Annotated in this window: 17 protein-coding genes and 1 pseudogene; 6 read left to right on the forward strand and 12 right to left on the reverse strand. The window is 52.0% G+C overall.

The window, feature by feature from the left end; genetic code table 11:
• Positions 1-23: 23 nt before the first annotated feature.
• The 7 genes from acnA (EPA93_RS12530) to EPA93_RS12555 form a co-directional block, all read right to left on the reverse strand.
• Positions 24-2,714, reverse strand: coding sequence for an aconitate hydratase AcnA (gene acnA, locus EPA93_RS12530; protein WP_129887849.1), 2,691 nt, complete (start codon positions 2,712-2,714; stop codon positions 24-26).
• Positions 2,704-5,427, reverse strand: a complete 2,724-nt coding sequence (gene acnA / locus EPA93_RS12535; RefSeq protein WP_242527391.1) for an aconitate hydratase AcnA — start codon at positions 5,425-5,427, stop codon at positions 2,704-2,706. Before acnA (EPA93_RS12535) ends, acnA (EPA93_RS12530) begins: the two co-directional genes overlap by 11 nt.
• Positions 5,428-5,490: 63 nt before the next feature.
• The gene (locus EPA93_RS12540; RefSeq protein WP_129887850.1) at positions 5,491-6,990 is read right to left on the reverse strand and encodes a DUF6025 family protein; all 1,500 of its coding nucleotides are present in this window, start codon (positions 6,988-6,990) and stop codon (positions 5,491-5,493) included.
• Between the two features lie 24 nt (positions 6,991-7,014).
• Positions 7,015-8,301: an ATP-grasp domain-containing protein gene (locus EPA93_RS12545; RefSeq protein ID WP_129887851.1), complete on the reverse strand. Its 1,287-nt coding sequence runs from the start codon at positions 8,299-8,301 to the stop codon at positions 7,015-7,017.
• A gap of 49 nt (positions 8,302-8,350) precedes the next feature.
• Positions 8,351-8,572 carry an Os1348 family NHLP clan protein gene (locus tag EPA93_RS12550; protein WP_129887852.1) on the reverse strand — a complete coding sequence of 74 codons (222 nt, stop codon included), beginning with the start codon at positions 8,570-8,572 and terminating at the stop codon, positions 8,351-8,353.
• A gap of 16 nt (positions 8,573-8,588) precedes the next feature.
• Positions 8,589-8,732: a hypothetical protein gene (locus tag EPA93_RS48320; RefSeq protein WP_165423052.1), complete on the reverse strand. Its 144-nt coding sequence runs from the start codon at positions 8,730-8,732 to the stop codon at positions 8,589-8,591.
• A 210-nt stretch (positions 8,733-8,942) separates the two neighbouring features.
• Positions 8,943-12,209 carry an AfsR/SARP family transcriptional regulator gene (locus tag EPA93_RS12555; protein ID WP_165423053.1) on the reverse strand — a complete coding sequence of 1,089 codons (3,267 nt, stop codon included), beginning with the start codon at positions 12,207-12,209 and terminating at the stop codon, positions 8,943-8,945.
• 625 nt (positions 12,210-12,834) lie between these two features.
• Between EPA93_RS12555 and EPA93_RS12560 the strand changes: the two genes are divergently transcribed.
• Positions 12,835-13,245, forward strand: coding sequence for a hypothetical protein (locus tag EPA93_RS12560; RefSeq protein WP_129887854.1), 411 nt, complete (start codon positions 12,835-12,837; stop codon positions 13,243-13,245).
• Positions 13,246-13,360: 115 nt separating this feature from the next.
• On the opposite strand, the gene EPA93_RS12565 is transcribed toward EPA93_RS12560, so the two are convergent.
• Positions 13,361-14,473: an ABC transporter substrate-binding protein gene (locus tag EPA93_RS12565; protein ID WP_129887855.1), complete on the reverse strand. Its 1,113-nt coding sequence runs from the start codon at positions 14,471-14,473 to the stop codon at positions 13,361-13,363.
• A gap of 248 nt (positions 14,474-14,721) precedes the next feature.
• Here EPA93_RS12565 and EPA93_RS50300 point away from each other — a divergent pair, with 248 nt between their 5' ends.
• Positions 14,722-14,844, forward strand: coding sequence for a hypothetical protein (locus tag EPA93_RS50300; RefSeq protein ID WP_277988887.1), 123 nt, complete (start codon positions 14,722-14,724; stop codon positions 14,842-14,844).
• A 355-nt stretch (positions 14,845-15,199) separates the two neighbouring features.
• Entirely contained in the window at positions 15,200-16,078 is an 879-nt protein-coding gene (locus EPA93_RS12570; protein ID WP_129887856.1) for a class I SAM-dependent methyltransferase, read from the forward strand.
• A 534-nt stretch (positions 16,079-16,612) separates the two neighbouring features.
• On the opposite strand, the gene EPA93_RS12575 is transcribed toward EPA93_RS12570, so the two are convergent.
• Positions 16,613-17,734, reverse strand: coding sequence for a glycoside hydrolase family 191 protein (locus EPA93_RS12575; RefSeq protein WP_129887857.1), 1,122 nt, complete (start codon positions 17,732-17,734; stop codon positions 16,613-16,615).
• 244 nt (positions 17,735-17,978) lie between these two features.
• Here EPA93_RS12575 and EPA93_RS12580 point away from each other — a divergent pair, with 244 nt between their 5' ends.
• A complete protein-coding gene (locus EPA93_RS12580; protein WP_129887858.1) occupies positions 17,979-18,347 on the forward strand; it encodes a YybH family protein in 369 nt (122 codons plus the stop codon).
• 319 nt (positions 18,348-18,666) lie between these two features.
• Positions 18,667-19,717: pseudogene (locus tag EPA93_RS12585) on the forward strand (AI-2E family transporter).
• A gap of 330 nt (positions 19,718-20,047) precedes the next feature.
• Here EPA93_RS12585 and EPA93_RS12595 read toward each other — a convergent pair.
• The 3 genes from EPA93_RS12595 to EPA93_RS12605 form a co-directional block, all read right to left on the reverse strand.
• Positions 20,048-21,013, reverse strand: coding sequence for an acetamidase/formamidase family protein (locus EPA93_RS12595; RefSeq protein ID WP_129887861.1), 966 nt, complete (start codon positions 21,011-21,013; stop codon positions 20,048-20,050).
• A 204-nt stretch (positions 21,014-21,217) separates the two neighbouring features.
• Complete coding sequence (locus EPA93_RS12600; protein ID WP_129887862.1) at positions 21,218-22,087, reverse strand: class I SAM-dependent methyltransferase; 870 nt, start codon at positions 22,085-22,087, stop codon at positions 21,218-21,220.
• A gap of 242 nt (positions 22,088-22,329) precedes the next feature.
• Positions 22,330-23,328: an alpha/beta hydrolase family protein gene (locus EPA93_RS12605; protein WP_165423055.1), complete on the reverse strand. Its 999-nt coding sequence runs from the start codon at positions 23,326-23,328 to the stop codon at positions 22,330-22,332.
• A 793-nt stretch (positions 23,329-24,121) separates the two neighbouring features.
• On the opposite strand from EPA93_RS12605, the gene EPA93_RS12610 reads away from it, so the two are divergent.
• Positions 24,122-24,931 carry a DUF4097 family beta strand repeat-containing protein gene (locus tag EPA93_RS12610; protein ID WP_129887863.1) on the forward strand — a complete coding sequence of 270 codons (810 nt, stop codon included), beginning with the start codon at positions 24,122-24,124 and terminating at the stop codon, positions 24,929-24,931.
• The last annotated feature ends 44 nt before the right edge of the window (positions 24,932-24,975 follow it).

A 24,975-nucleotide genomic window follows, 5' to 3' on the forward strand; every position in this document is an offset into this window, starting at 1 on the left:
TCCTCAGCAGATCAAGGGAAAATTCAGTCTTTATGCAGCAATTTGTACAATACGGTAGGGAGAATGCCCCCATTCTCGTAGTAGGCAACCTCGACCTGGCTGTTGAGGCAGGCGATGGTCTGGAACGAGAAGCGTGTTCCATCCTCACGCTCGACCTGCACCTCAATGAGCTGGCGTGGCTTGAGGCCGGAGGTGAGGCAGGTTATATGATAGACTTCCTGCCCGGTCAGCCCCAGCGACTCTTTACTTTCCCCTTCCAGAAATTGCAGAGGCAGGATGCCCATGCCTACCAGGTTGCTGCGGTGGATGCGCTCAAAGCTCTCCGCCAGCACGGCTCGCACACCTAAGAGGGCCGGCCCCTTTGCCGCCCAATCTCGCGAACTGCCACAGCCATATTCTTTGCCAGCGATCACTAGCAAGGGGATACGCGCAGTACGATAGCGCTCGGCAGCTTCGGCAATCGTACAGAGCATGCCATCGAGATGGCAGCGCGTATAGTAGCCCTCATGGCCTTCGGCGAGGTGATTGCGCAGGCGAATATTACCAAAGGTTCCGCGAATCATCACCTCATGGTTGGCGCGCCGGGCTCCGTAGGTATTTAAGTCACGCCGAGATACACCCCGAGCCTGGAGATACTGGCCTGCGGGACTTTCCGCTGCAAAACTGCCTGCTGGCGAAATGTGATCAGTTGTTACCGAGTCATCAAGCACGACGAGCGCACGCGCGCCCATAATATCTGCTAGCGGCGCTTGATCCTGGCAGAAAGGCGGCTCCTGGATGTAGGTAGAATCTGGGTCCCAATCAAAAAGCACGCTCTCAGTGACTGGCAGAGCTCGCCATTGTTCATCGCCTGCAAAGACGTTGGCGTAGCCTTTTTTGAAGACTTCGGCAGATATTACCTGCTCTACGATCTGTTGTACTTCATCCTGGCTGGGCCACAGATCGCGCAGATAGACCGGAAGACCTTGCTTATCGGTTCCCAGCGGTTCCTGCGTCAGATCAATGTCCATCGTGCCAGCCAGGGCATAGGCGACGACCAGGGGCGGCGAAGCCAGGAAGCTTGCCTTGACCTGTTGATGGACCCGGCCCTCAAAATTGCGGTTGCCACTGAGCACAGCTGTTACCAGGAGATCATGGTGTTGCACGGCTTCTGCCAGCGGCTCTACCAGTGGGCCGCTCCCGCCGATACAGGTGGTGCAGCCGAAGCCCACGACATGGAAGCGCAGCGCCTCTAGATACGCCAGCAAGCCCGAGCGTTCGAGATACTCGCGCACCACCCGCGAGCCGGGAGCCAGACTTGTCTTGATCGTGGGCTTGACCTGCAAGCCGCGTTGGACGGCCTTTTTGGCAAGTAACCCGGCGGCAATCATCACAGCAGGGTTAGACGTATTGGTGCAACTGGTGATCGCGGCAATCGCGATGGAGCCATCACGAACGGGGATGTGCTGCCCTTGATACTCCAGCGGGACCTCTTTCACAGCTCCCTCTGCGGGAAAACGCTCGGCAAAATTACTGCGTAGGGTACGACCCACAGCCCACAAAGCTACGCGGTCTTGAGGACGACGTGGGCCGGCCACGCTGGGTTCGATGCTGCTCAAATCTAGCTCTAAGAGCGCGTCGAAAGCTGGCTCTGGGGTTTCGTCGGTCCAGAACATCCTTTGCTCTCTAGTATAGCGCTCTACCAGTTCCACCTGCTCGGCACTGCGACCAGTAATGCGTAGATAGCGCAGGGTTTCAGCGTCCACGGGAAAGATGGTCGAAGTGGCCCCAAACTCCGGTGACATATTGGCAATGGTTGCGCGATCCGCTAACGCGAGATGCTTGAGTCCCGGGCCAGTAAATTCAATAAACTTGCCCACCACCTTCTGCTGACGCAACAGTTGGGTTACTGTCAAAACCACATCGGTAGCAGTCGTGCCTTCGGGCAGGTTCCCGATCACGCGGATGCCGATGACCTCAGGTGTAAGCAGATAGATGGGCAGCCCTAGCATGACCGCTTCGGCCTCAATGCCGCCCACACCCCAGCCAAGTACACCTAGACCGTTGATCATGGGGGTATGCGAATCAGCTCCTACCAGCGTATCTGGCATTGCCACCAGTTCGCCAGCAATCTGGCGCGTAGCGACTACTGTGGCCAGATACTCCAGATTCACTTGATGTAGAATGCCCTGGCCTGGAGGAACAACTCTAAAATTGTCGAAGGCTTTCTGAGCCCAGCGTAGAAAGGCATAACGCTCACGATTACGCTCATATTCACGAGCCATATTCGCCATTAGCGCTTTCGACGTGCCAAACTGATCGACCTGTACCGAATGATCGATGATAAAATCAGCCGGCACCAGAGGATTGACCAGGCGAGGATCACCACCTTTACGCACGATTGCTGCACGCATGGCGGCCAGATCGGCTACTGCTGGAATGCCGCTGAGGTCGGGTAAAAGCACGCGGGTAGGGAAAAAAGGATATTCAGCCTGCGTGTGCTGAGCCTGCCCCGGTTGCCAGGAAGCCAGAGACTGCACATCTGCCTCTGAAACCAGGCCTCCTTGATCTGCCTGCCTCAACACATTTTCCAACAGGACCTTCACAGTATAGGGTAGACGATGGAGCGAGAGGAGCCCGGCGTCTTCAAGAGCCTGCAAGCGATAATAGACAAGTTGGTGAGTTCCGCTTGTGAGTTGTGCACGAGCATCCCAGAGATGAGATTCAGGCTTCATTTGCAGTCACTTCTTTCTCGTCTTCATGTAAGACTTTGTATAGCATGCTTGGCAAAATGCCCCCTTGCTGGTAGTAGTTGATCTCCTGCCGGTTATCCAGGCGAGCAATGGCTTCAAAGTCGAACACTTCACCGCCAGGCCGTAGCGCTTGTACCGTCACTTGCTGACGAGGTTGCTCTAACAGGCCCGTGATGGTATAGCTCTCTTCGCCCGTCAGGCCTAGCGACTCCTGATTCTCTCCCTCAAGGAATTGCAAGGGTAAGATGCCCATGCCTACCAGGTTGCTGCGGTGGATGCGCTCAAAGCTCTCCGCCAGCACGGCGCGCACACCTAAGAGGGCTGGCCCCTTTGCCGCCCAATCTCGCGAACTGCCACAGCCATATTCTTTGCCAGCGATCACTAGCAAGGGGATACGCGCAGTACGATAGCGCTCGGCGGCCTGATAGATCGAAAGCACTTCGCCACTGGGCAGGTAGCGGGTCCACGGACCCTCTCTATCTGGCGTGAGGCGATTGCGCAGGCGAATATTGCCAAAGGTGCCGCGTACCATCACTTCGTGATTGCCGCGCCGGGCGCCGTAGGTATTAAAATCGCGGCGATCCACTCCTTGCGCGCTCAAGTAGCTGCCAGCCTCGCTGCTTGCCGCAAAGTTACCTACCGGGGAGATATGATCGGTCGTAATCGAGTCACCAAGTGAAACCAGGACACGCGCCTGCTGGATATCAAGTGTAGATACCAGCGTTTTCTCGTTAGAGGTAATATGCTGGAAAAAGGGCGGCTCCTGAATGTAGGTAGAAGTACAATCCCAGACGAAGAGTTTCCCACTAGAGATGGGAAGCGCCTGCCAATTGGCATCACCTTCACTAAGCGTTTTACCATTCTTCACAAACATCTCGCTTTGCAAGAACTGCTTCATGACCTGCTCAATCTCGGCAGTGTTGGGCCACAGATCGCGCAGGTAGACAGCCTCGCCATGTTGATCGTACCCGAGAGGCTCACGTGTCAGATCAAGATGGAGCGTGCCAGCCAGGGCATAGGCGACGACCAGGGGTGGCGAAGCCAGGAAGCTGGCACGCACCTGTTGATGGACCCGGCCCTCAAAATTGCGGTTGCCACTGAGCACGGCTGCCGCTATCAATCCATGCTCTTGAATAGGATCTGCAATTTCCGTTGGCAATGGACCGCTGCTCCCGCAACAAGTAGTGCAGCCAAAGCCCACGACATGGAAGCGCAGCGCCTCTAGATACGCCAGCAAGCCCGAGCGTTCGAGATACTCGCGCACCACCCGCGAGCCGGGAGCCAGACTTGTCTTGATCGTGGGCTTGACCTGCAAGCCGCGTTGGACGGCCTTTTTGGCAAGTAACCCGGCGGCAATCATCACAGCAGGATTAGACGTATTGGTGCAACTGGTGATCGCGGCAATTACGACAGAACCATCTTGCAAAGCAGCTTGTTGCCCAGCAATTTCTACAGGTATCGAGCGTGGTTTCTCAGGAAGACTATCAGCATAGAAGCTGCGAAAGCGTTCGGGGACCTGAGCTAGTGGCACACGGTCCTGGGGGCGATTAGGCCCAGCCATACTTGGCTCAATGCTCCTCAGATCCAGCTCTAGCAGATCATCAAAGTCTGGTTCAGGCGTTTGCTCATCGAAAAAGATGTCTTGCGCTCGTGCATAGCGCTCAACAAGCTCAATATGCTCCTGGCTCCGACCGGTTATGCGGAGATAGTGCAAGGTTTCCGCATCGATAGGAAACATTGTGGCAGTAGCGCCAAACTCCGGCGACATATTGGCAATTGTGGCTCGATCTGCTAGCGAGAGCCGTCGTACCCCCTCGCCGGTAAACTCCACAAATTTGCCCACGACCCCATAGCGGCGCAGCATCTGGGTAATATAGAGCACCAGATCGGTAGCTGTTACTCCCTCACGGCATGCACCCTTGAGCCGAATACCGATGACAGTTGGCGTTTGCAAAGTGAGAGGCTGCCCTAGCATGACAGCTTCGGCCTCAATGCCGCCCACACCCCAACCCAGCACACCCAGGCCATTGATCATAGGGGTGTGCGAATCAGTACAGATCAAGGTATCGGGAAAAGCCCACAATGCGCCTTCAGGTTCTTCTATTTGCACCACCGAAGCCAGATACTCCAGATTAATCTGATGGACGATTCCTACTCCAGGCGGAATGACACGTACATTATCGAAGGCTTGCTGAGCCCAGCGCAGCAGCATATAGCGCTCCTTATTGCGCTCAAACTCTCGCTGAATGTTATGTGTCAGTGCTTGTGGTGTACCAAAGGCATCGACCTGAAGGGAGTGGTCAATTACAAAGTCTACAGGGATCAAGGGATGTACCCTTTCCGGCTCTCCACCGAGTCGAGCAACGGCATCACGCATTGCTGCCAGATCTGCTACTGCGGGTACACCCGTAAAATCCTGAAGCAGCACTCGCCCCGGATAGAAAGGGAACTCATAATGTTCCGCCCGCCCTGGCCGCCAGCGCGCCAACATAGCTACCTCTTGGGCGGTGGCTCGTCCGGCGGCGGCTTGACGCAGGAGATTTTCTAATAGGATCTTCACAGTGAATGGAAGTCGCCTCAAATTACTGAGCCCAGCTGCTTCAAGGCTTGCCAACCGATGATAGTTGACGGTTTTGCCCATCCAGGGAAACGTGGCCCGCATCTGGGAGGGCTCTATGAGAACGGTATCATACATAGCACGATAATCCTTTATAGAACTGTGTTGAGAAACGAGCACAAAGACTGTCAACCTGTTGTCTTAAAGACGTGGCAAGGTCTCATATAACGTCCCCACGATAAGAGAAGCCTGCTGCATGCTTAGCTCAGCAAATCCGCTGGGCTCAAGCGAAAGGCTGCCCTGTGGCAGCGCCGCAGGCACCGCTTGTGCGACCGCAGCGCCAAAGCGCTTGCGTAGATAGGGCGAGAGCGCTCCCCCTACTTGTGTGGCCCATTCAGCCACAACACGATCAATCTCATGCATAATGATTTGCGAATCTTTTCGCAAGAGTTGATCAGTACGCTGATGCACAGCTCGCAAGAGCTGCTCGATCAAAGGAAGGTCCTGCGGATAGGCGCTATTGGGCCAGAGCAGGAAAATTGATGAAGGCAACAGCACAAAGAAGATGGGATCTATCTTAGCAAAATGTTTGAGAAGCGTCTGGTGAATAGCCCGTGCATAGCGCGCCTCACGCGGAAACCAACCTGATTTCTTAGGCCAATAGCCTGCTGAGCCATTTGCGCCCCATTCAAGATGGGGATTACATGGCTGATTGAGCAGCCCACGATTTTCCTCAGAGATCTCTACCGCATAGTGAGTATTAAGAATAGAGTAGAGCAGAGGGATCATTGTCTTCGAGAGCACAGGCATCGCCTGCGGCAACGCTTGCATATTAGCAAAGAAGTATTCAGATCGCGTTGCTGCATAATAAGGAAGCATAAGTGCCGCTACCAGATCACAGATATGTGGGTAGAAGCTCTCTCCTACACGATAGCCGCCATGTTCGATGCGCACATGTTGGCGTTGCAGCTCGCCATCCAGCGTGGCTACGCGATCTATAATGCGCACAAGAGCATGCTCTGGTTCCTTGCTATGAGTGGCCTCTTCGATCAGCACACTGAGTATATCTTCCACCAACTGCCGATGCTTCACGATGATATCGGAAGCGAAGCGGAAATGGATGTCGGGATGGGCTAGCGCCCTCTCGTAGTGTACCTGCGTTAGTGGCACCAGGCTCCCTTCCTGCTCAGTCATGACAAAAGGAGTAAACAATGCCTTCTCACGCGTGCGCCGTACAAACTGCTGACCGTTCCAGGTAAACAGCGGCAACTCCTGGCGTTTGCCAGCCTGCACCAGGGAACCTGGCAGATAGATACTATCGCCCTGCTTAAGGGTGCTATCCTCTGTCTGAGTAAATTCGTACAGCAAAGGTTCTCCGATGCGCAACTGGCTGCATACCACTGTATTAGAGTTATTCTTGCCAATTCGCCCCTGGAGAATATCTTCCCAGTTGCCAATGTGAGCGGTGCGCGGAGCCAGTAGATGTGGTGTCTCTTGTAGCAGGCGTATTAATCTTCCCACGGGCAGATGTGTCATCGCCATATTTACCCAACTGAAAGAGGTTGTGCGCTTTGCAAAAGACTCAAGCAGTTTTTTATCGATTTTTGCTACGCCATTGACCTGCTCAAAGAGACTTAACTCTCGCAGCAAATCTGTTGCTGACAGAGCAGGCGTAATAGATTTCGTTATCGTAGTGAGCATAGCTATAACTCCTTTCTACATGTGTTAAGCTACCTCACATGTGGTAAGAGCTTCTACCTCGATGCTGATTTGTTGCCTCAGGCGCTCGGCTGTGGCCGCAGCGGTGCTTGCCGTAGCCCCAGTTGCCAGCACATACCCGTGGCGATCAAGTGAAGAGGCGATGTAGGAGCTCTCATCCCCTACCCGTAAAGTGCAGAAGGCTTTGACGCAGGCAGGGTCAGCCGCAGCCTCTGACAGACCATAAATAGCCGTGACTCGTCCTGGAGCGGCACTGAAATAGCGCATAGCTGCTCCCTGGCGTGTTAGCTGCCAACTTTCCGGATTGATAGAAGAGGTGTCTAATAGATCATCGAGTGCCAGGCCAAACATATCTAGCCCAGTAACCAATTCAGTCATGAGATGAATATTGTCGCCCCCCGAACGGCCATGTATCTCGCCAAGCACCACCTGATCACCATTCACCCAGCATTCCACATGGAAGAGTCCCCAACGCATACCCACGGCCAACAGAGCATTAACGACTGTCTGGCGGATGTGCTGGCTCAAATTGGATGGTAGGTCAGCAGGCATTGTATGTCCTATCTCGATAAAGTGAGGGGCTTGTGTTGTAATCTTATGAGTTATTGCTAGCACCTGTGGCTTGCCCGCGACAAAGGCCCCCTCGACACTAAATTCTTGTCCCTGCTGGAAGCATTCCACAAGAAAAGGCGAAGGGAGGGTGAGATGCTGAGTATTCCTTGTTCCTGACTCCGTTTGAGGAAACTGAAGTAGATGGCGGAGCGCGGGCTCCCAATCTGCAGTTGTGCGCACAAGGCTCACGCCGATGCTGCCACCTTCGGCAGGCGGCTTGATAATCCAGGGGCCAGGGGCATGGCTGGCGGCAAAGTCCTGCGCCTCGGCAAGATTCTTGCAAAGTGCGCTAGAGGGTTGTGGAAAACCCAGTTCCCGCAACACCTGGCGGCAGCGATCCTTATGACGCACTACACTCATTACCTCGGGTGCATTCCCTGGCAGATGTAAGGCCTGAGCGATAACTGCTGCTGCCTCTACAGCATACTCAGAGAGGGGAAACACGCCCAAAAGGCTACTCTCCTCTTGCTGCATTCTTGCCCATTCCTGGCACACTGTCAGATCCCGAAATGGGAGTGCCGTCACACGATCAGCTTTCGCTACCACGGCCGGAGCCTGAGCAAGATTCTGCTCAGTGTCAAGCATCCAGACGCGTAAGCCTCGCATCTGTGCCTGCTGTAAAAAAAGCGCACCTTTCTTTTTGACCCCTCCTATAGAGAGGACCGTAAGCGATTGAGACATAAAAGGAGTTCTTTCATCACTAGAGCTAAGCACTATATGCAACACACATTTAAAAGTCAGAATGTGATGGAGGCGCGTAACGATCAATTAATGCCTGACAAAAGTCATTAAAGGAGAGCGCAACCAGGCTCTGCACAGTTTCTTGCTCTTCCGGCGAAAGCTGGAATCCTTCAGCTTGCAATGTTGGCAAGGGATTCGCCTGTAATGCCTGCCAGAACTCTTCATTAGCATAAGCCAGGCAGATAATCTGGTTTATTATTTTCCAGGACATTCTGATCGCACCTCGCTCATTGCCACCCCGACAACACAGTAGATTGGGTAGCCCTGGGCCAGATGGGGTCTGGGTCATGCGGGCCAACAGAAGCTATAGCTACCAACATTGACAGTAATACGATGCACATAAGCAGAGATGGAATATGTAAACGGTTCATATACTACTCCTTCCAGGAAGATATGTTATGGAAAGGCTCAGAACAAGGCAGCTAATTATGTTGCTTACCTGCTTGTTCCGTGCTTCCATCCACTCTCTGGAAGATAGTATAAGTAAGCGTCCTCACCAAACCCTCACCAAACTCTCACCAAATCCTTGCCACCGGAGCATCACCAAATCTTTCCATTTATCTGGCGAGAGGAATGGCAGATCAAACTCTCTGACTCAGCTGATGATAGAGCTTTTCCAGGCGAGGCCCGGGAATGCTTCCCAGCTCTTCTTTGAGAAGTTTTTTACATGTCTGATACTGGCGTAAGGCCTGTTCTCTCCGGCCTTGCCGGGCATAGGCTAGCATCAGGCGCAGATGGGCTTCCTCATTAAACCCCTCTATCTCCAGAATCTTTCGGCTGTGCTCGGCACTTTCCTCGTATTCTTGTAGCTGGTAGGTCAGAGTAGCCAGGCGCAAGCGTGCATCGAAATAGAGCGATTGCAGATAAGAGCGCCTCCTCAAGAACCAGGTGTTGTACAACGGTTGAACATAGGCGCCACGATAGAGGGTGATCATAGCTTCTAAGTTCTTTCTAAGATCGTCATCTTCTTGCGCACTACTACAGGATAGTTGATGATAGTGTTGGAAGGTAGCGACATCGTAAGAAACAGAGGACCCAAAACGTTGGCTGAGATCTAAACTATAGCTATGCTGGGTTGAGATGACACATTCTTTGCCCACGACGTTCCGCAAACGATTGATCATAGAGTGAAAATTAAGCATGATCTGCTCAATATCTCGCTCATCCTCCTCCCATAGGTCGGCAATAATGCGCTCTTTACTGAGGGGAGTTGTAGCCTCCAATAAAAAGAAGCAAAGTTCGCGCACCCGTTGGGATCGCCAGCTTTTGACAGGTTGATCGTCGATAAACAGGGCTGCATCGCCAAAGGCGATGGCACGGATGTGTGTTGCGTTCTCTGTGATCTGGAGTACAGCCTGCCCCTGTTGTGCAGTCGTATCTGAGGGCAAGGCCGGCTCCAGATCCAACAAGGCACACAATTGTGCGGCTTCTGCCAGAGATTGGATGCTGTGGCTGACTTCTGGCAGGAGCTTCAATTCTCGTAGCGCAGTGAATTTTTGCAGCGGAGATTCCTCAATAATATCGGCTATTGCTCTTAAATGATTTATAAAGCGCGCTTGTTGCTTCTGAGCCAGTAGGCAGGCAGCCATCCAGATATGGATACGAATTGACTCTTTCTTATATCCAGCCTCTTGTAAACGGCCGAGCAGAGGATGCAAACAGGTGAGTGCTTCAGTTATAGATCTCTGCCATAGAAGCAACTGACCGCGAGTCAAGGTACATGTTACTTCAATTGCATCAGTGACAGGGACGGAGACTGCAAATTGCTCTGCCTCTTTGAGGAGCTGCCAGGGGGAGATAGCATCACCCAACAAGAAGCGAATTGTAGCAATATTGCACAGCGTGTAGGCAACATGAAAATGGTCATTCAGGCTGCGCTTCAAGACAAGGCTATCTTCGAGAAAGGTCAATGCTAACGCGTAATCTCCCCGTACTTGTGCCAGGCTTCCCAATCCACTCAGAGCCGCAGCTTCTCCCAACCGATAACGTAGCGATCCTTGCGAGAGGTGGAGCGCCTGCGTATAGACGCTATGGGACTGTTCATAGTCACCTTGGTAAAATGCCAACGCACCAGCTTGATTGAGGCAATCGATTTTGCCTCGCTCATAACCCATTTGCTCACAGTATGCTGTTGCGCGCCTGAGGTGGTAGCTGGTCAGCGGAAGATTGCCGAGATCTTGAAAGGTCATAGATAAAGCTCGATGGATATCAATCAATGTACCGTCTACGGCCTTGCTACCCCAAGCTTGTAACGCCATCTGAAATTCCTTGACTCCTGTCAGTGGGTCTCTCAAGAGATTAGCGCATACTCCCAGCCGCAGGTAGATCTCGCCTTTCAATTGGCTTTCTTGCTCCGAGAGCAGTGCCAGGGCGTGTAGACAAGCATCACGCGCCTCTTGATAGCGACCTGCAAGAAAAAGATAACGCGCTCGTAGTAGACTATACTCGGCCTCTAACTCTGCGCCTGCTTGCTGGGACCAGCGCTCTATTGCCTGATCCGCTTGTTCTAGCAAGGCGGAGATCTGCGCTGTTCTCTCCAATAAGAAGCAAAGCCTAATGCGTAACAGCAAAACTCTGGGATGTGTTCCTTGCACCTGATCTGGAAGTGCATCGATTTGTTTAATCAAAAAATCAAGCTGTCCATTGTGGAGGCACTGGCTCTGGCAGGCAAGTATTAGATGTAGCACTGTTGCATGATCCTCAGCCATTTGGGCATGGAAGATTGCTTGCTCGTAGTCAGAAGCATCATGCCAGAGCATAGACGCCCTACCATGGAGCTCTTTGAAACGTTGAGGGTTAGTTTGCAAAAATCTATCACATAATATCTCACGCAAGGCCGGTTGGCAGGTGAAAACAATCACTCCTGCGCGATTAGTACTACTGACGAAGAGCCCCTGGGCTTCCAGGCGTTGCAAAAATGTCTCCGCATCGGATCGCAGTAAGAGCCTATTGCAGAAATCAGGTGTCATCTCGCGCAAGATCGCGGCTTCTTGCAAATAGGCAAGAGCTTCAGGGTCATGCGCAAAAACCTCATCGAGCAGATAGGAGAAGAGGTATTTCTGTTGGACTCGGCGCCGCTCGCTTTCTAATGAATAGAGGTTGCTCAAGCCGATACCCAGCGAAATGCCTGCTATCCAGCCGTCAAAGGTCTGAACCAGGCGCTGTGCCTCAGCTTCGCTGCATTTGACACCGCGTAGTTGAGCCAGTTCCTGTATTTCCTTTGCTGTGAAACGCAACTCTTTGATGCTCAATGCTTTCACTTGTTGCGTAAAAATGAGCTGGGTTATCTCAATATTGAGCGAGACGCGACTTTCAAACACAAAGCGGCAGAGGGGTGGGGCCTGACGAATGAATATATTTACCAGACGGATTACAGACTCATCTTCATTAACCTCTTGAAAATTGAGCAAGATGATTGCAAAGGGTACACTGATATCTCTTTGAATCGCATCGCAGAGAGCTGATATCAATGGTTGATACTGACGCTGATGCTGGTTACTCGGCTGAGCTATGGTATCAGCGATAAGCACATCCAGATCTTTGCCAAAGTCTGGAAACTGACGTCTGATGCTAGCGATAAGCAGGCGCAAAAAGCGGAAGCGATCAGTATCGCTGGCTGTTAGAGTGTACCAGCAGCAGGGCATGCGAGTTTGCTGCGAAAAATCACATAAAAGCGCTGTTTTTCCCGAACCAGCAGGAGCCAATATGTAAAGCACTTTGCAGGCAGGATGTGCATCTGGACCTATAGCTTGCTCTAATCTGTTGACAAGATGAGGGCGAGGAACAAGGACAGGAGGTTGCATAGGAGGCAGGATATTCTCCTCTCCGACTGCATTGAAATGTATCACAAGTATCCTCCTAAACATATTACATCCATCTCTTCTGGGGAGAAAAGATGGCGTAAGAGATTGTATGGTTATGTGTTGTTTGAAACAGGCCTGGGCACCTGGCTCGTTCATGATTGATTGGAAGAAGATCAAACTACCCCCGGAGGGGGATGTCTTCATAACAAAAGTATAAACTGTGGTGCTTCTTTGCGTCAAGATGACACTTTTTCTCTTTCATCGCTATAGAAATGGTATTTCATTCATGCACAGGTATCGCCTGTAACCTGCTGCTTACCCTTTACATACTCCTTTAGCAGAGCTTGACAAGAAGGAAATGCTGCCGCGCATTATGAAGGAGCTGGCAAGGTATAGCAGCACTCCAGGAAGAGATAAAACGTGTTCGATCTTGAGAGGATGGCTGCCAGCCAGAAGAGAAGCACAATCAGAATTCGTCCGGCTCCGTACATGAGGCTATCTATCCACATTATAAGCAATATCCCTCCCGGGGGCTTTACATTTGTCTTTCTCATCACAAGTGGGGAGGCGAGAAGAGCAAGACGCAAATTGGTGCCCCTGATCATGGCTGCTGATCTCGCTTCTGTAGAGATTGAACGAGGGGGGAGAGCGAGCAAAAGCCGTCTGTGCCGTGCAAGATGGGGCTCAATGGCTCCAAGGCTTTGTGGATGGACATCGCCACGATGCCGTGCGTATCCTCGATTTTGCTCATGCTGCCCAGTATTTGAGGCAGGTGGCTGAGCAGGGAAAGCAGGCTGGACATTCTTTGCCCGCACGTTGGTTGTCCATTCTGTTGCATCAGCTCAAGCATCACGGTCCCATTCGGGTTCTAGCACATCTAGAACGGCTGGGGCGGCGCGGGCGGCTGCCTGCCGTTGGGGACGCTCTGCGCTATTTTGGCAAGCGACTCCACCAACTGCAGTATCCAGACTTCTTGGCTGCAAGATGGCCTATCGGCTCGGGTATGGTGGAAAGTGCCAACAAGGTCGTGATGCAAGCGCGGCTCAAAGGGGGGAATGCATTGGGAACCCAGCAAGGTTAATCCGATGCTGGCTTTATGCAATGCCCTGCGTAATGAGCGCTTGGGAAAAACCGCAGGAAAACATCTCATCACCCCAAGTTCGGACAGATCTGGGCAGCCAGACCGCCGTGCTCTCTTAGCTGGAGTGAAGTATCCGAAAGCGATCGGGTTCCGCCGGATCTCGATCAACGACTTGTATTGGCGCCCAAGCCCATTGCCAAATGCTGATGCCTGGCATGCGGGAAAACTGGATCTGCCCGCGGGTGCCTTCGACTGCAACGCGCGGCCAGGATTCGGCAGTGCGTGCCCGGTTCGCGCCGTGAGAACGCAGCACATCGGCGAGGACTGCGATCGTGTCGTAGCCCTCAAAGGCGACGAAGGAGGGCGCTTTGGCTAACCGCTCGCGGAGGGCTGCCTCGACTCGTGTACCGAGTGGGCTGAGGCGCTCGGGCAGGTAGCGCAAGAATGGGATCGCAGTGCTGTCATCGCCCAACAACGTTGCCCATTCGGCGAACTCCGGTTGCCCGGCTGGGGCACCAACCATCATCTCTGCGAGGCGCTGGTCGCGGCGGACAGACTTGACGATCGACACTGCCGGCTCCGGGTAGCCGACCAGAAGCAGGAGGGCTGTTGCGCGACTGGCGACGAGTTCGTCGCACACGGCCGTGGGGGCGAGCGTGCGCATGTCGAGTTCGATAACGGTGCCACCGCGTGGAGCGAGGTAGTCCCGCAGAATGCGGGTCCCAGATGCCCAGTAGACACTCGACTCTGCTGCTACGGCGATTCGCCTGTAGCCCGCACTGAGGAGGAAGTCTGCATAGATTTGCCAGCCGTGGGACTGCGCAGGGGCGAGGCGTGCGACCCATTCCGTTGGCTGTTCGGTGAGCGCGTCGAGAACCGCTGACGAGCAGAGGAATGGCAGGCCGAGGGCGTCGGCCCTGGTGGCAGCGGCGCGAGCGACGACGCTGTGATACTCTCCCGCCAAGGCAGCCACGCCCAGGCGAGCCAATTCATCTACGGCCGCCGCAGCCCTCTGTGGATCAGCCGCAGTGTCTCGGACCACCAGCTTGAGTGGCCTTCCGACGATCCCGCCGGCGTTATTGACTTCGCGAACGGCCAGTTCGAGTCCAGCGAGCAAGTGTTGGCCTGCCTCGACCCAGCCAGGCCGAGTGAGAGGAACGAGAGCACCGATCTGGATGGATGATCCGTCAGTTTGCTCCGTTCCAGGTGGCGATGGTGGCGTATTCATGCGTTGGTGTCTCCTGTGTATGCAATTTTAAAGAGATCAATACCATCGACAGCCGGCGTGACCCATTGATATGCCTTCTGAATGTGTGGAAAATGAAGCTAATTTCCAACTTCAGGAAGAGTATACCAGATGAGAAGCGATTTCTCCAGGCTCTGGAGAGAAGAGGGTGCCCTTCATTTTTTTGCAAAGCCAAAATGGGAAGATAGAAGTAGAAAAGGTGTGTGCTCAAGAGGAAGGAGGGCAGCGCAATGGACGCCGAAGAGTTGGAAAAGCGCTGGCAGCAAAAAAAGTCAAGAGGCGTTCGAGGTCATCACTCACTGGCGGTAAGATCATCCCAACGCGACGCTGGAGGAAATCGAACTGGCGATTGATGAGCGCCTCGATCAAGTGCGCGCATTGAGCTTGACCCGTTTCTGTAGAGTCGAGAAAGGTGGAGAATGGCTGAGAGATCCATCTCCTCTCAAAGAAGAAAACGTTGGGAACGTTACATAAAACATTTTAAGGTCATTTTTTACTGTATCAGAAACGATAAATAACGTCAACGCTGAAAACGTTTCTTACTGCTCCTTTCGATGCTGTTGTTCATACTCTTGAGAAAGAAGACGGATCTTTCATTGTCTTTTTTCTCCCTCTTTGGTATACTCTTCCTGAGTTGCAAGAGATAAAGAGAAAAATACGAAAGAGAAACATTTTTAGGCATGCAGAGAAAATCGGGGAGAAGAACCAATGGACTCATCGAGAGATCCTAAGCGACAGCAGGAGCTAGGCAGTACATATGTGGTCCAAGATCGCTCCAATCAGCAAGAGCTTGCTCGTTTAGCGTTGCAGGACCAGATGCTTACCACAGGGATGGGAGGAGTCCTGCCTGAGCAGCCTGATCCACTTAGGTTTACCCGAATCCTCGACGTGGGATGTGGGACCGGCAATTGGCTCTTAGAGCTGGCCCGGACGTTTCCTCATCTACGGAGACTGGTGGGAGTCGATATCAGTGCCACGATGCTTGGCTATGCACGAGAGCAGGCAGACACCCAGCAGGACGACCCAAGGATTGAGTTTGCTGTGATGGATGCCTTGCGTATGCTCGAATTTCCCGCTGATACCTTTGGTTTGGTGAATGCACGCATGGCCTGGAGCTACCTGCGTACCTGGGACTGGCCCAAATACCTGCGCGAAATGCGCCATGTGTGCCGCAGGGGTGGCATCGTGCGCGTGACGGAATGCGACCTCTATGAGAGTAATAGTCAAGCGCTCTCGCATCTGAGCGCGCTCTTTCTTCAGGCCCTCCATCAAGCAGGGCACTTCTTTCGCCAAGAACGCGATGGGGTGAGCAGCGAATTGGGCCAGCTCTTGCAGCAGTATGGCGCAGTTCGGCACGTCAAGACGCAGGTTCATGTACTCACCTTGCCTGCTGGGACCCCAGCAGGGCAGCAGTTTGCTCAGGATGTCCGCTTGGGGTTCCGCACAGCCCAGCCCTTCATTCGCAAATGGGTCGGCCACATCGAGGACTATGAGCCGTGCTACCAGCAGATGCTCTCTCAAGTCGAGCACCCTAATTTTGTGGCTACCTGGAAGCTGGTCACCGTTTGGGGCGAGGTCGTCAAATGAGCCTGGAGAGCAAAACATCGACAGGTGGCCTGCTCTCTGAGTCTCCTGCTGGATTATGCGCCATCAGTTTACGCCCTTTCCTGGAGTGAACTCATGGGACAGGTTCATGCATACTTTCGATAATGCAATACCCGCAATCGAAGAAAGTCAAAGCTCGCTCTCCCATAAAGGCATTGAGCTGTTCCACCTTCTCGGTATCCACATTGTGGGCTCTTGCCTAGCCGATTGCATGTGGACTTCTACTTGTGCACATGCATGAACGGCCTTGCCAAACAGAGCAGGGAGCAGGCTCATGGACTTCTTGTGAACCAGGCCGCTCGGCCTCTGCCCACATAGGCTCTGGGAAGGTGAGGCTGGAGAGGAGAAGGTGCATCATGGGCAAAGCAAGCATGGAATCCTCAATTCAGGTATCTCTGTTAGCTCGCTCCCTTGTTGTCGGGCCAGGCAATAAAGCACAGTATCTACAATCGTTGTGGCAAGCGCAAGATCGAGCCTGGCCTTTTATCCCGCAAGCGCGGGCTGAGCTGGGCTTTGTTATATATGTGGTGGCACATACTTATCGAGGTTGCGGGTAGTCACGAGCGGTACGAAACCTAACGAGCGCGATACCCGGTAAACCTTATCAATATTTTCTGGCTTTTCAGCATAATCGACTGTGAAGATGGGTTTGCCCTGGTTATGGAGGGCTTCCCAATTCTTCAGGTGGGAGGCAGTGCTTTCGTGCAATGAACCATCAGGATTGGCCTTATAGGCAGCTTTGCACGCGTCCGAGAGGCTATTATAGTAGCTAGTTGAGTCTACATCGGCATCGGTTTGCGGCAAGGGACAACCGCCAGGAGGCATGTTATTTACTCCACCATCAAACCAGGTCTGCTCCTGGGCCAGCGCATCAATGGTGTCGAAATATATCTTCTCATCAAGGGCCAGCTCCGGCACATTCTGCCCAATAACCAGAAAATCTTGTTTCTGAGCGCGCGCGAAATTTGCCAGGGTGCGGACCCAATTTGCCATTTCTTTTTGTGGATCTTTGCCTTGCTTCTTTGCTGCCTCGGTCACGCTCTTATCCTGGTATGCTTGCACCCAATCGAGATAGATACCATCGAAGCCAGCGTTAAGGATGTCTTGCAGGTAGCCTTTTTGCTTATCAAGCCAGATTTTTTGCCAGTCCTGATGCCAAAAGGCTACGGGAAAACTTCCATCCCATCCGTCAGGGTCTTTCCCAACAATCCAGGATGGATTTCCAACCTTCCAGCCTTCTTGCCAATAGGTTCGATACGATTCTGCCTCCCCAATGTCAATATAGGCCAGGGCAAGTTTCGGATGAGCGGCGCTATGCCACCTTTGAAGCATATTCCTCAGCGGATAGTCACTTGATCCCTTGAGGGAATGCAGATTGTCTATCACAACCATATCATAGGACGAGCTTTCGATCTTTGTCAGATCTTCCTGTGTTGGCTCTTTTGAGATAAAATACAGCCAGTTCTTCACCTGCGCTAAGCTTGTTAGCTTATGAGATAGATTGGAGGTGGTATTGCTCTTGTTTATCCCTGATGCTGTTTGCGCATGGATGGTGGATGGGATGACCACGGCACAAAGGATAAACAGTAGCCCTACAAACGAGAGAAAAACGCGATGACGAATAATCGTATGGAGCATGTTGCTCCCCTCCTTTAGGATATATTTCCTCACAACCGGGCGTGATGACCAGGGAAGATAAAGTAGCAAGAATTACTGAACTGGCAGAGGCGATATACAATACTACTGCCATCTGAATACTTATCAGCCCTTCAAGGATAGAGGTATATGCGTTATTTGTGATGCTTCTGGAGAAGCGAATTATCCCCTACCAGGGGCGGTTTTTACCAGAGGAGGCTTTAGAAGCCAGCTAAGAGGAGAAAATATGAGGCCAGAAGATTTCTTGCGCGAATTGGAGCGGAGAATGAATACCCATCGTTTTGAAGAGGTTGCACCCTTGATTGCAGATCATGCCATCTATTGGTTTAATGACGGCTCTTTTCAAGGTAAAGAAGCTATCAAGCAAGCGTTTGAGAGGACCTTTGCGACTATCCAGGAGGAGCGCTATACACTTGAGGATGTGCAGTGGCTTGTGCGCGATGAGCACGTTGCTGTCTGTGTCTATACCTTTCATTGGCAGGGCAAGGTAGAAGGGCAACTTATGCAAGGCTCTGGACGCGGGACCAATGTTCTGCAAAAATTTGGCTCCCACTGGCAGGTTACTCACGAGCACTTGAGTGCACTCCCAGCTTAAGAGCTTGCTCAGCCTTTCTTCAGTTTGCTTTCGGTGTCCTGGCTGCTTTGACAAGCCAGGGCTTTTCAGCAGAATTACTTTACCTGATTGATAAAGAGTTGACTATTGCTAAGCCGTGATTGGCTGCCTATCTGCTTGGGGAGTTGCTCTATTTTGAGCTATAATCTAGCCAATATAAATTAACTGCTTGCTGTTAATTATGCTGGGGCTAAAACTTAGTGTGCTCTTCTCACGCATTGCTTGCAAATAGACGAGCAGCTAAATGTAGAAAGGCAGATAGGTAGTGATCAGCTGGAGAACATCCCCACTTCTGCGCCTGGTGATTGTCTGGACCGGCTTGATAATTATCCTGGCCGGTTTGAAATTTGCGGCGCCGGTTCTGGCGCCCATTATTCTCTCGATCTTCATTGCAGTTATTTGCTTACCGGTGCTGCGCTGGTTAGAACGCCGCGGGGTACCGGCCTGGTTGGCGCTTGTGCTCATACTGATTGGTATTGTTATCTGTATTGCCCTTTTGTGCGTTTTTATCTATGTCTCGCTGAATGATCTTACCGACAGGCTTCCAGACTATCAAAAGCGCTTACAAGGATTGATGACCGAGGTAGGCCCACTGTTGCAGCAACTTGGCATCAATATAAAAGAGATTGGCCCTGCCAACTCCCTGGATACGGGGCAGATCTTTGCGGCTTTCTCTAGCTTTTTGCAGACTACCGTTCGCGGCCTGACCAGCTCATTTCTTGTGATCCTTGGCGTGGCTTTTGCTATGTTGGAAGCGCGCAGCATAGCCGACAAGCTGCAGCGAAGTGGCGAGCGAGGGAGAGCGCTGCTAACGATTGGTCAGCGGTTCAGTATCGCAGCTCAACAGTTTGTGTACCTGCGGGCGGTAAATAATTTGATCGTGGCAGTTGGAGCTGTAATCTTTCTTCTATGGGATAGACTTTGCGATCCTCTGGGGAGTACTTATCTTCTTCTTAAGCTACATTCCGAATGTGGGGATTGTCATTGCTTGCATACCGCCGGTGCTGCTGGCCTTGATCCAGCATGGCTTGATAGGGGCCCTCGTAGTGATTGTTGTGCTCTTTATTATTAATCTTATCGGCGATAATGTGATAACTCCCCAACTTATGGGGAGCGGGTTGGATCTCTCCCAGAGCGTGGTTTTCTTTACCTTTGTCTTCTGGACCTGGATGTTTGGCGCTATAGGTGCGCTTCTCTCAGTCCTGCTCACAGTTCTTGTGAAACTGATCCTGGAGACGAACGATGAGACACGCTGGCTGGCCGTAATCATGAGCTCGAATAAAGAAAAGAAGCCGGAGAAACGTAATACAGAGCGTGATGAGAGGAATGACCAAAAAACTTCGCCTTCCTGACCTGTCTCTGCGCTTCATCTGTTTTGGCTTTACAAGCATTTAGGATGGGCTGTTCTCGATTATTCTTTAATTGTAGCATTTTAACAGGCAATGGTTAAAATGCTTCTTAAGGGGAGTGAGGAAGGCCAGGCGAGGTCGGCTGAGGCTGCCACAAAATAGATGATCTCTTCTATAATCGGTGGCCTCAGCCCGGAACCCACATAATGTATCTTATGCTCCTGTCTCAGAAGAAGCTCTCTTACAAGAGAATTTCTTATAGCCATAATGAAATAAAAGGCAGAGAGCACCAGGGCCAGGATGCGAGCCTGGAAACACTTGCTAGAGCCGCGCCTATTTTGCCGAGGTGAAGATGCTCTGTGGCAGGAAGGCACTGACCAGCCAGTGGGGCATGTCTACAACCTCGGACAGCTTAAGATCGACGGCAACGCTGCAGAGCATATAGGCGTCGGCGCGCGAGAGGCCATAGGTTTTCTGCAGATGCTTAATCATATGGCGAACTGCCTTGCGCACTGCTTCTGGCAAATCGGGGCCAATACCATCGGTAGCATAGTAGGGAGCCGTGTTTGTGCGCGGTGTAAGCGGACCGGCGGTTAGAAATTGGGGCTCATCTACTTGCAAATCCTTGCGCACTGTCAGGCGTACTGTGGCCTGCATGGGAACCTCGATGGCTGTACCACAGACTTCTCCATCTCCCTGGGCGGCATGGCCATCACCCATAGAGAAGAGTGCGCCCTCTACTTCGACCGGCAAGTAAAGATGAGCGCCCCTGGTAATGTGGCGTGTATCCATATTGCCGCCGTGGCGATAAGGTGGAATCGTCGAATGCGCGCCGTCAGCGGCAGGGGCAAGGCCAATCTCGCCGCAGAAGGGGGCAATAGGGATACGAATACCCGGAGCGAACTCGGCCCAGCCATCTGCACCCCCTTCGAGCTTCCAGATCTTGAGGTGCGGCTCGCTGAACTCGTCGGCCAGGAGGCCAAAGCCTGGAATGATGGCTGTCCAACCCCAATTGCCCGGTTGAAGGTCGAGGAATTCGACCTCCAGGGTATCGCCGGGCGCCGCACCTTCGACATAAATAGGCCCGTTAACCTGGTCTACGCCCTCGAATTTAAGATTGTGTATCGCGTCAAGCGTGCTCTCGGCGGTAATCTGACCGCATGAGGCATCCAGCATATCGAGCGAAACTGTTTCGCCAGCTTGGATGCGCGCAATAGGCGCAATGCTATGATCCCAGGCAAAATGATATTGTTGGCGATGCACATGAATGGTGCGCCCTGTTACAGGTGTATCCGTCATTGCTTGAGTCCTTTCTCTGAAAGAAAGCCAGATTGAAAAATAACCCGTGTATGTGGAGTGCTAACCCGCCTGGCTTACCAGGTAATACATTGGATGAGTAATGTCTGGAGCCCTTATTCTCAGCCCCACTTTGAGATATACTAGCACATTTAAGTCAAGTATTGTAGCGCTTGCTGAAATGTGAATAGTTTCTTCCCGAATGTATTAATCCCGCTCTCCCCATGCAGTAAGCAGATCCCAGCTTGAGCAAAAGTCGCTCTGCTGCATCTCCTCAATGGCTTGTCGATAGATCTCGTCGTAGTTTGGTGCAAGGCAACCCCATTTCTTCAGGAATGGGCGTATTGTTTTATAAACATATCCCATATCCTCGGCATAGGCCTGACCCTCGCTGGTCCCAGCCCGAAACTCTATGCTATAAGCCTTTGTTTGCACACGTCGAACGCCGTAGCGCGTAAGTAAGCGTTCCAGATGTGGAAGTACGCCAAGCCGCTCCTGTTCAAAGATGTGACCAGCCTGTAAAAAAGCGCAGATAGCCATCTGCTGGAGCTGGGTAAGTGCCGGACTGTTGCTTATATGCTGAATTGCTGAATCTGTGATACGAATAATGCCTCCAGGACGAGCGACACGCTGCATCTCGCTAAGCATCTTGGGCCAGTCCCAGGTGCGTAGAAAACTAAAACCAAAACGCATATTGACGAGATCAAAAAAAGCTTTCGGAAATTCGAGCATGCGCAAGGCGTCCATGACCTGAAACTCGACTCTCTCTGTGTGCTGAGAAATAGCTGCTTGTTCGCGGGCGTAATCGATCATGCGCTTGCTAATATCGATGCCAAATAGAGACATGTCTGGGTAGGTCTGTGCAGCTTGCAGGAGCCAGCCGCCAGTTCCGCACCCGACATCGAGGACGCGCCGAAAGGCTTTGGGCTCTGGCTGTTCGGAAAAGTTGCCTCCCATTGCTGCAGTGAGCATCTGATCCTGAAGTATTAAGCGCGTGAACTCGGACTCGTTCTGCCTGTCCTGAACAAAATAGGTTGATGGCTGCTCAGTTTTCTTTGATTCGAAGGGATACGGCATGCTAATCTTGCCCTCTTTCTGGCTATCTTACCTTAATAAGAGATATGCAATCTTGCGCCTATTATACGCAGGCAAATGCTGCCTGTCGAGCTTTACTTGCAGAAATGGGGATAGAGAGCAAAGTCTCGATAATTTGGCGATTGTTTGGAAAGGGGAAGATGTGCTTATCTGTGCAGCTCTGGTTTTCTCCCGAGTATCAGGGGCATACCCATGTAGGTGAGCCCCTGGCATCGTTCCTGTCCTTAAACCGGTGTCGAAACCGGAGATCTCTGCTTCATATACTTCGCGAAGAAGTTGAGTACCTTCTCAGGATATCTTCCGAAGAAGTTGTAACCATCCTTGAAGCGCCGCGTTGTGTTTTCAACCCAAATCATTTCCTTCTCATCTGTTGCAAGCATATCGAAGGTCTTTTGCGCGTCTTCCGGGTTCTTGGTCCATGCATCGTCCCGCACCTGAATCGTCAGGTTGGGCATCGTGATTTTCGACGCAAAGAGCTGCGGGGTCATATCGGCAGCCGGGAAGGCGCCCATCTTCAGCAATTCTAGATCGATGAGCTCTTGATACTGGGCAACCCCCTGCAACTCTGAGAACGCCTGAAAGATGGCTGACATGGAAGGCACCAGTGGACTGCACATGCACTTGACGTTTGCAAATAGCTCCGGGTGCCTGGCGATGGCTTCGTACTGGGAGTTGCCGCCCATACACTGGCTGTAGAGTCCAACCGTCATCTTGCTGAGCCTTGGATGATTATCCACATACTTCTTTACTCCAACACAGTCGCGCCACTCCCAACGACCGATGCCGCAGATGCCGTTGTTCGCAGCGCTGCTATTGCCATGATTTCGAATGTCGTAGGTCAGTACGTTGTAGCCGGCATCAGTCAGGTGCTTGTACTGAATAACAAAGTCGATCTCGACATTATCATAGCTGCTCCACGGCTCACCAAAGTGTCCCGGGAAGCCAGCGCGACACATGGGCAAAGCATGATTGTAGATGATGAGCTTATTACTCTCGCCGCCCCTGGCCGGGATATACCAGGCCTCAAGTGGAGTGCCATCATCTGACGGGATCACAAGATCGTACCAACCGGTCATCCCATAATCATCGGGGGTCTTGAAGAGAAAGCTGCGCAACGGCCGAACCATGTTGGCAATGAGCTTGACCTTCGCGTGGTCCTTGGGGGAGATGCTCTTAAGTTGCTCCTGCGCTTTTGCCATTCTTTCTTCGGGTATTCTACCCATGGCTTTACCTCCTATGATCTGACGATTGTTGGGCGAGCTGGCTTGAAGAAGGGTGCCTTGGTACCGCTATTGCCTCATTGACACACTTCAGCACATCGTAGAGCGCCCTGCAATGCGTGCCCTTTATGGCATTGGAAGTTCTTCCTGGTACTTGCGGTACACTTGTACAGGCCATCCGCTCATCCATTTACTGCACGCCACGCTTCCAACGACGACCTGCAACGGCTGTATCCGGCGTCTCATCCTGTTCACCGGCAAGGTAATCTTAAGCTCTATGGTTTCGTTCCTTTGGCTAGCCTCGATCCTCGTTGCTGCTCGAACCTCTTCATATCGGCGCGCAGGTTCATCCTGAAGTCAAAGGGTTTGAACAGAGACGCAAATCCTTTCTCCCAAAGTGTAATGCAGAGGTGCAAGCGCATCCACACTTGATTTGTTGCTCACATCCGCCGCGCCAAATAAAATCAGCAAACCTCTGAGGCCAGACAGAGTGTTGGCCCTTAACCTTAGCTGTCTTAATGCTCGTTTGCCCGCAAGTTTTAGCTGAACTCCATCAGATTTCTGGATAGTCTTACAAGCGCTTGTGGAGCATATCTGTGGCGTTGATTAGAAATGTCACACTTTCGTAACACTTTGGTAAAAGAAATCTCATGTGTCTGAACTATTATGTTAGCAACGCGTAATAAAATATATAGAGATGCGGCAAGAATACGGGTAAGCCGCTGTTAAATTTATTAAGAGAGATGGAAGAGCGACAAATGAAGGTTGCTCTTAGATTAAGTAATGGAGTAAAGATTTGCTAGATCAGCATGGGAAGGAAAATCGGCAGGATAAGCCATGGCTATCAGTTTGCTCTAAAAGTCGCGCAAATCAACGTCGTTCAGCATATCTCTTGCTAGCCACTTTGGGGCTCTGCTGGGTGTTTCTGTTGAGCGCCTGTGATAGCGGCACTATAAATGTTGAGGTCGGACCAACCCAGAAACAGGATGGACCGACGAAAAGCTTTCAGGTTGGCGCACAGCCCGAGCTCGTTGTGCAAAATCCTGTGGGAGATATTCATATCCATAAGGGCAATGCTGGCAGTATCGGGCTTAGCGCTACTTTTCACTATACTGGCTCGACGAATCCGTTTAAGCTCACATCAAGCCAGGATGGAGATACAGTGCATGTAGAAGTAACCTCGACGCTCCATAGCTGGCAAAATCAGAGCGTGGACCTCGATCTTACCGTCCCGACAACAACGAAATTGAACGTGGAAAGCAATGCAGCTGAGATCCACGTTGAGGATATTCAGGGGCAGATGCAGATTAAGAGTGATGTAGGGGCAATTCGTCTGCGGAACTGTACGCTTCAGGGGCAAGGAAAGATAGCTTCTAACGTTGGCCAGATTGATTTTGATGGCATGCTTGATCCCCAGAGCAGTTATACCTTAAATACTGATGTGGGGGCGATTACGGCTTCGCTTCCTTCTAACGCAGCCGTCGAACTAAAGATGTCTAGCATAGAATCTAAAAATGCCTTTGGCAGCGATACACTAGGCTCAGCACCGCGTGCACAATTGGACCTCTCCAGTCGGATTGGCTCTATTTCTATTGAAAAGCGCTAATACTCTGGGTGGGGAATAGGCAACCGTGCGTATTCCCCATCTTG

This window comes from Ktedonosporobacter rubrisoli, assembly GCF_004208415.1.
GTDB classification, from domain to species: Bacteria; Chloroflexota; Ktedonobacteria; order Ktedonobacterales; family Ktedonobacteraceae; genus Ktedonosporobacter; species Ktedonosporobacter rubrisoli.

Coding starts and splice junctions, on each gene's coding strand:
- EPA93_RS12595 (WP_129887861.1), bottom strand. CDS start 21,013: ATGACGGATACACCTGTAACAGGGCGCACCATTCATGTGCATCGCCAA.
- EPA93_RS12575 (WP_129887857.1), bottom strand. CDS start 17,734: ATGCTCCATACGATTATTCGTCATCGCGTTTTTCTCTCGTTTGTAGGG.
- acnA (WP_242527391.1), bottom strand. CDS start 5,427: ATGTATGATACCGTTCTCATAGAGCCCTCCCAGATGCGGGCCACGTTT.
- EPA93_RS50300 (WP_277988887.1), top strand. CDS start 14,722: ATGGACGCCGAAGAGTTGGAAAAGCGCTGGCAGCAAAAAAAGTCAAGA.
- EPA93_RS48320 (WP_165423052.1), bottom strand. CDS start 8,732: ATGAACCGTTTACATATTCCATCTCTGCTTATGTGCATCGTATTACTG.
- EPA93_RS12605 (WP_165423055.1), bottom strand. CDS start 23,328: ATGGGTAGAATACCCGAAGAAAGAATGGCAAAAGCGCAGGAGCAACTT.
- EPA93_RS12580 (WP_129887858.1), top strand. CDS start 17,979: ATGAGGCCAGAAGATTTCTTGCGCGAATTGGAGCGGAGAATGAATACC.
- EPA93_RS12570 (WP_129887856.1), top strand. CDS start 15,200: ATGGACTCATCGAGAGATCCTAAGCGACAGCAGGAGCTAGGCAGTACA.
- acnA (WP_129887849.1), bottom strand. CDS start 2,714: ATGAAGCCTGAATCTCATCTCTGGGATGCTCGTGCACAACTCACAAGC.
- EPA93_RS12540 (WP_129887850.1), bottom strand. CDS start 6,990: ATGCTCACTACGATAACGAAATCTATTACGCCTGCTCTGTCAGCAACA.
- EPA93_RS12600 (WP_129887862.1), bottom strand. CDS start 22,087: ATGCCGTATCCCTTCGAATCAAAGAAAACTGAGCAGCCATCAACCTAT.
- EPA93_RS12545 (WP_129887851.1), bottom strand. CDS start 8,301: ATGTCTCAATCGCTTACGGTCCTCTCTATAGGAGGGGTCAAAAAGAAA.
- EPA93_RS12550 (WP_129887852.1), bottom strand. CDS start 8,572: ATGTCCTGGAAAATAATAAACCAGATTATCTGCCTGGCTTATGCTAAT.
- EPA93_RS12565 (WP_129887855.1), bottom strand. CDS start 14,473: ATGAATACGCCACCATCGCCACCTGGAACGGAGCAAACTGACGGATCA.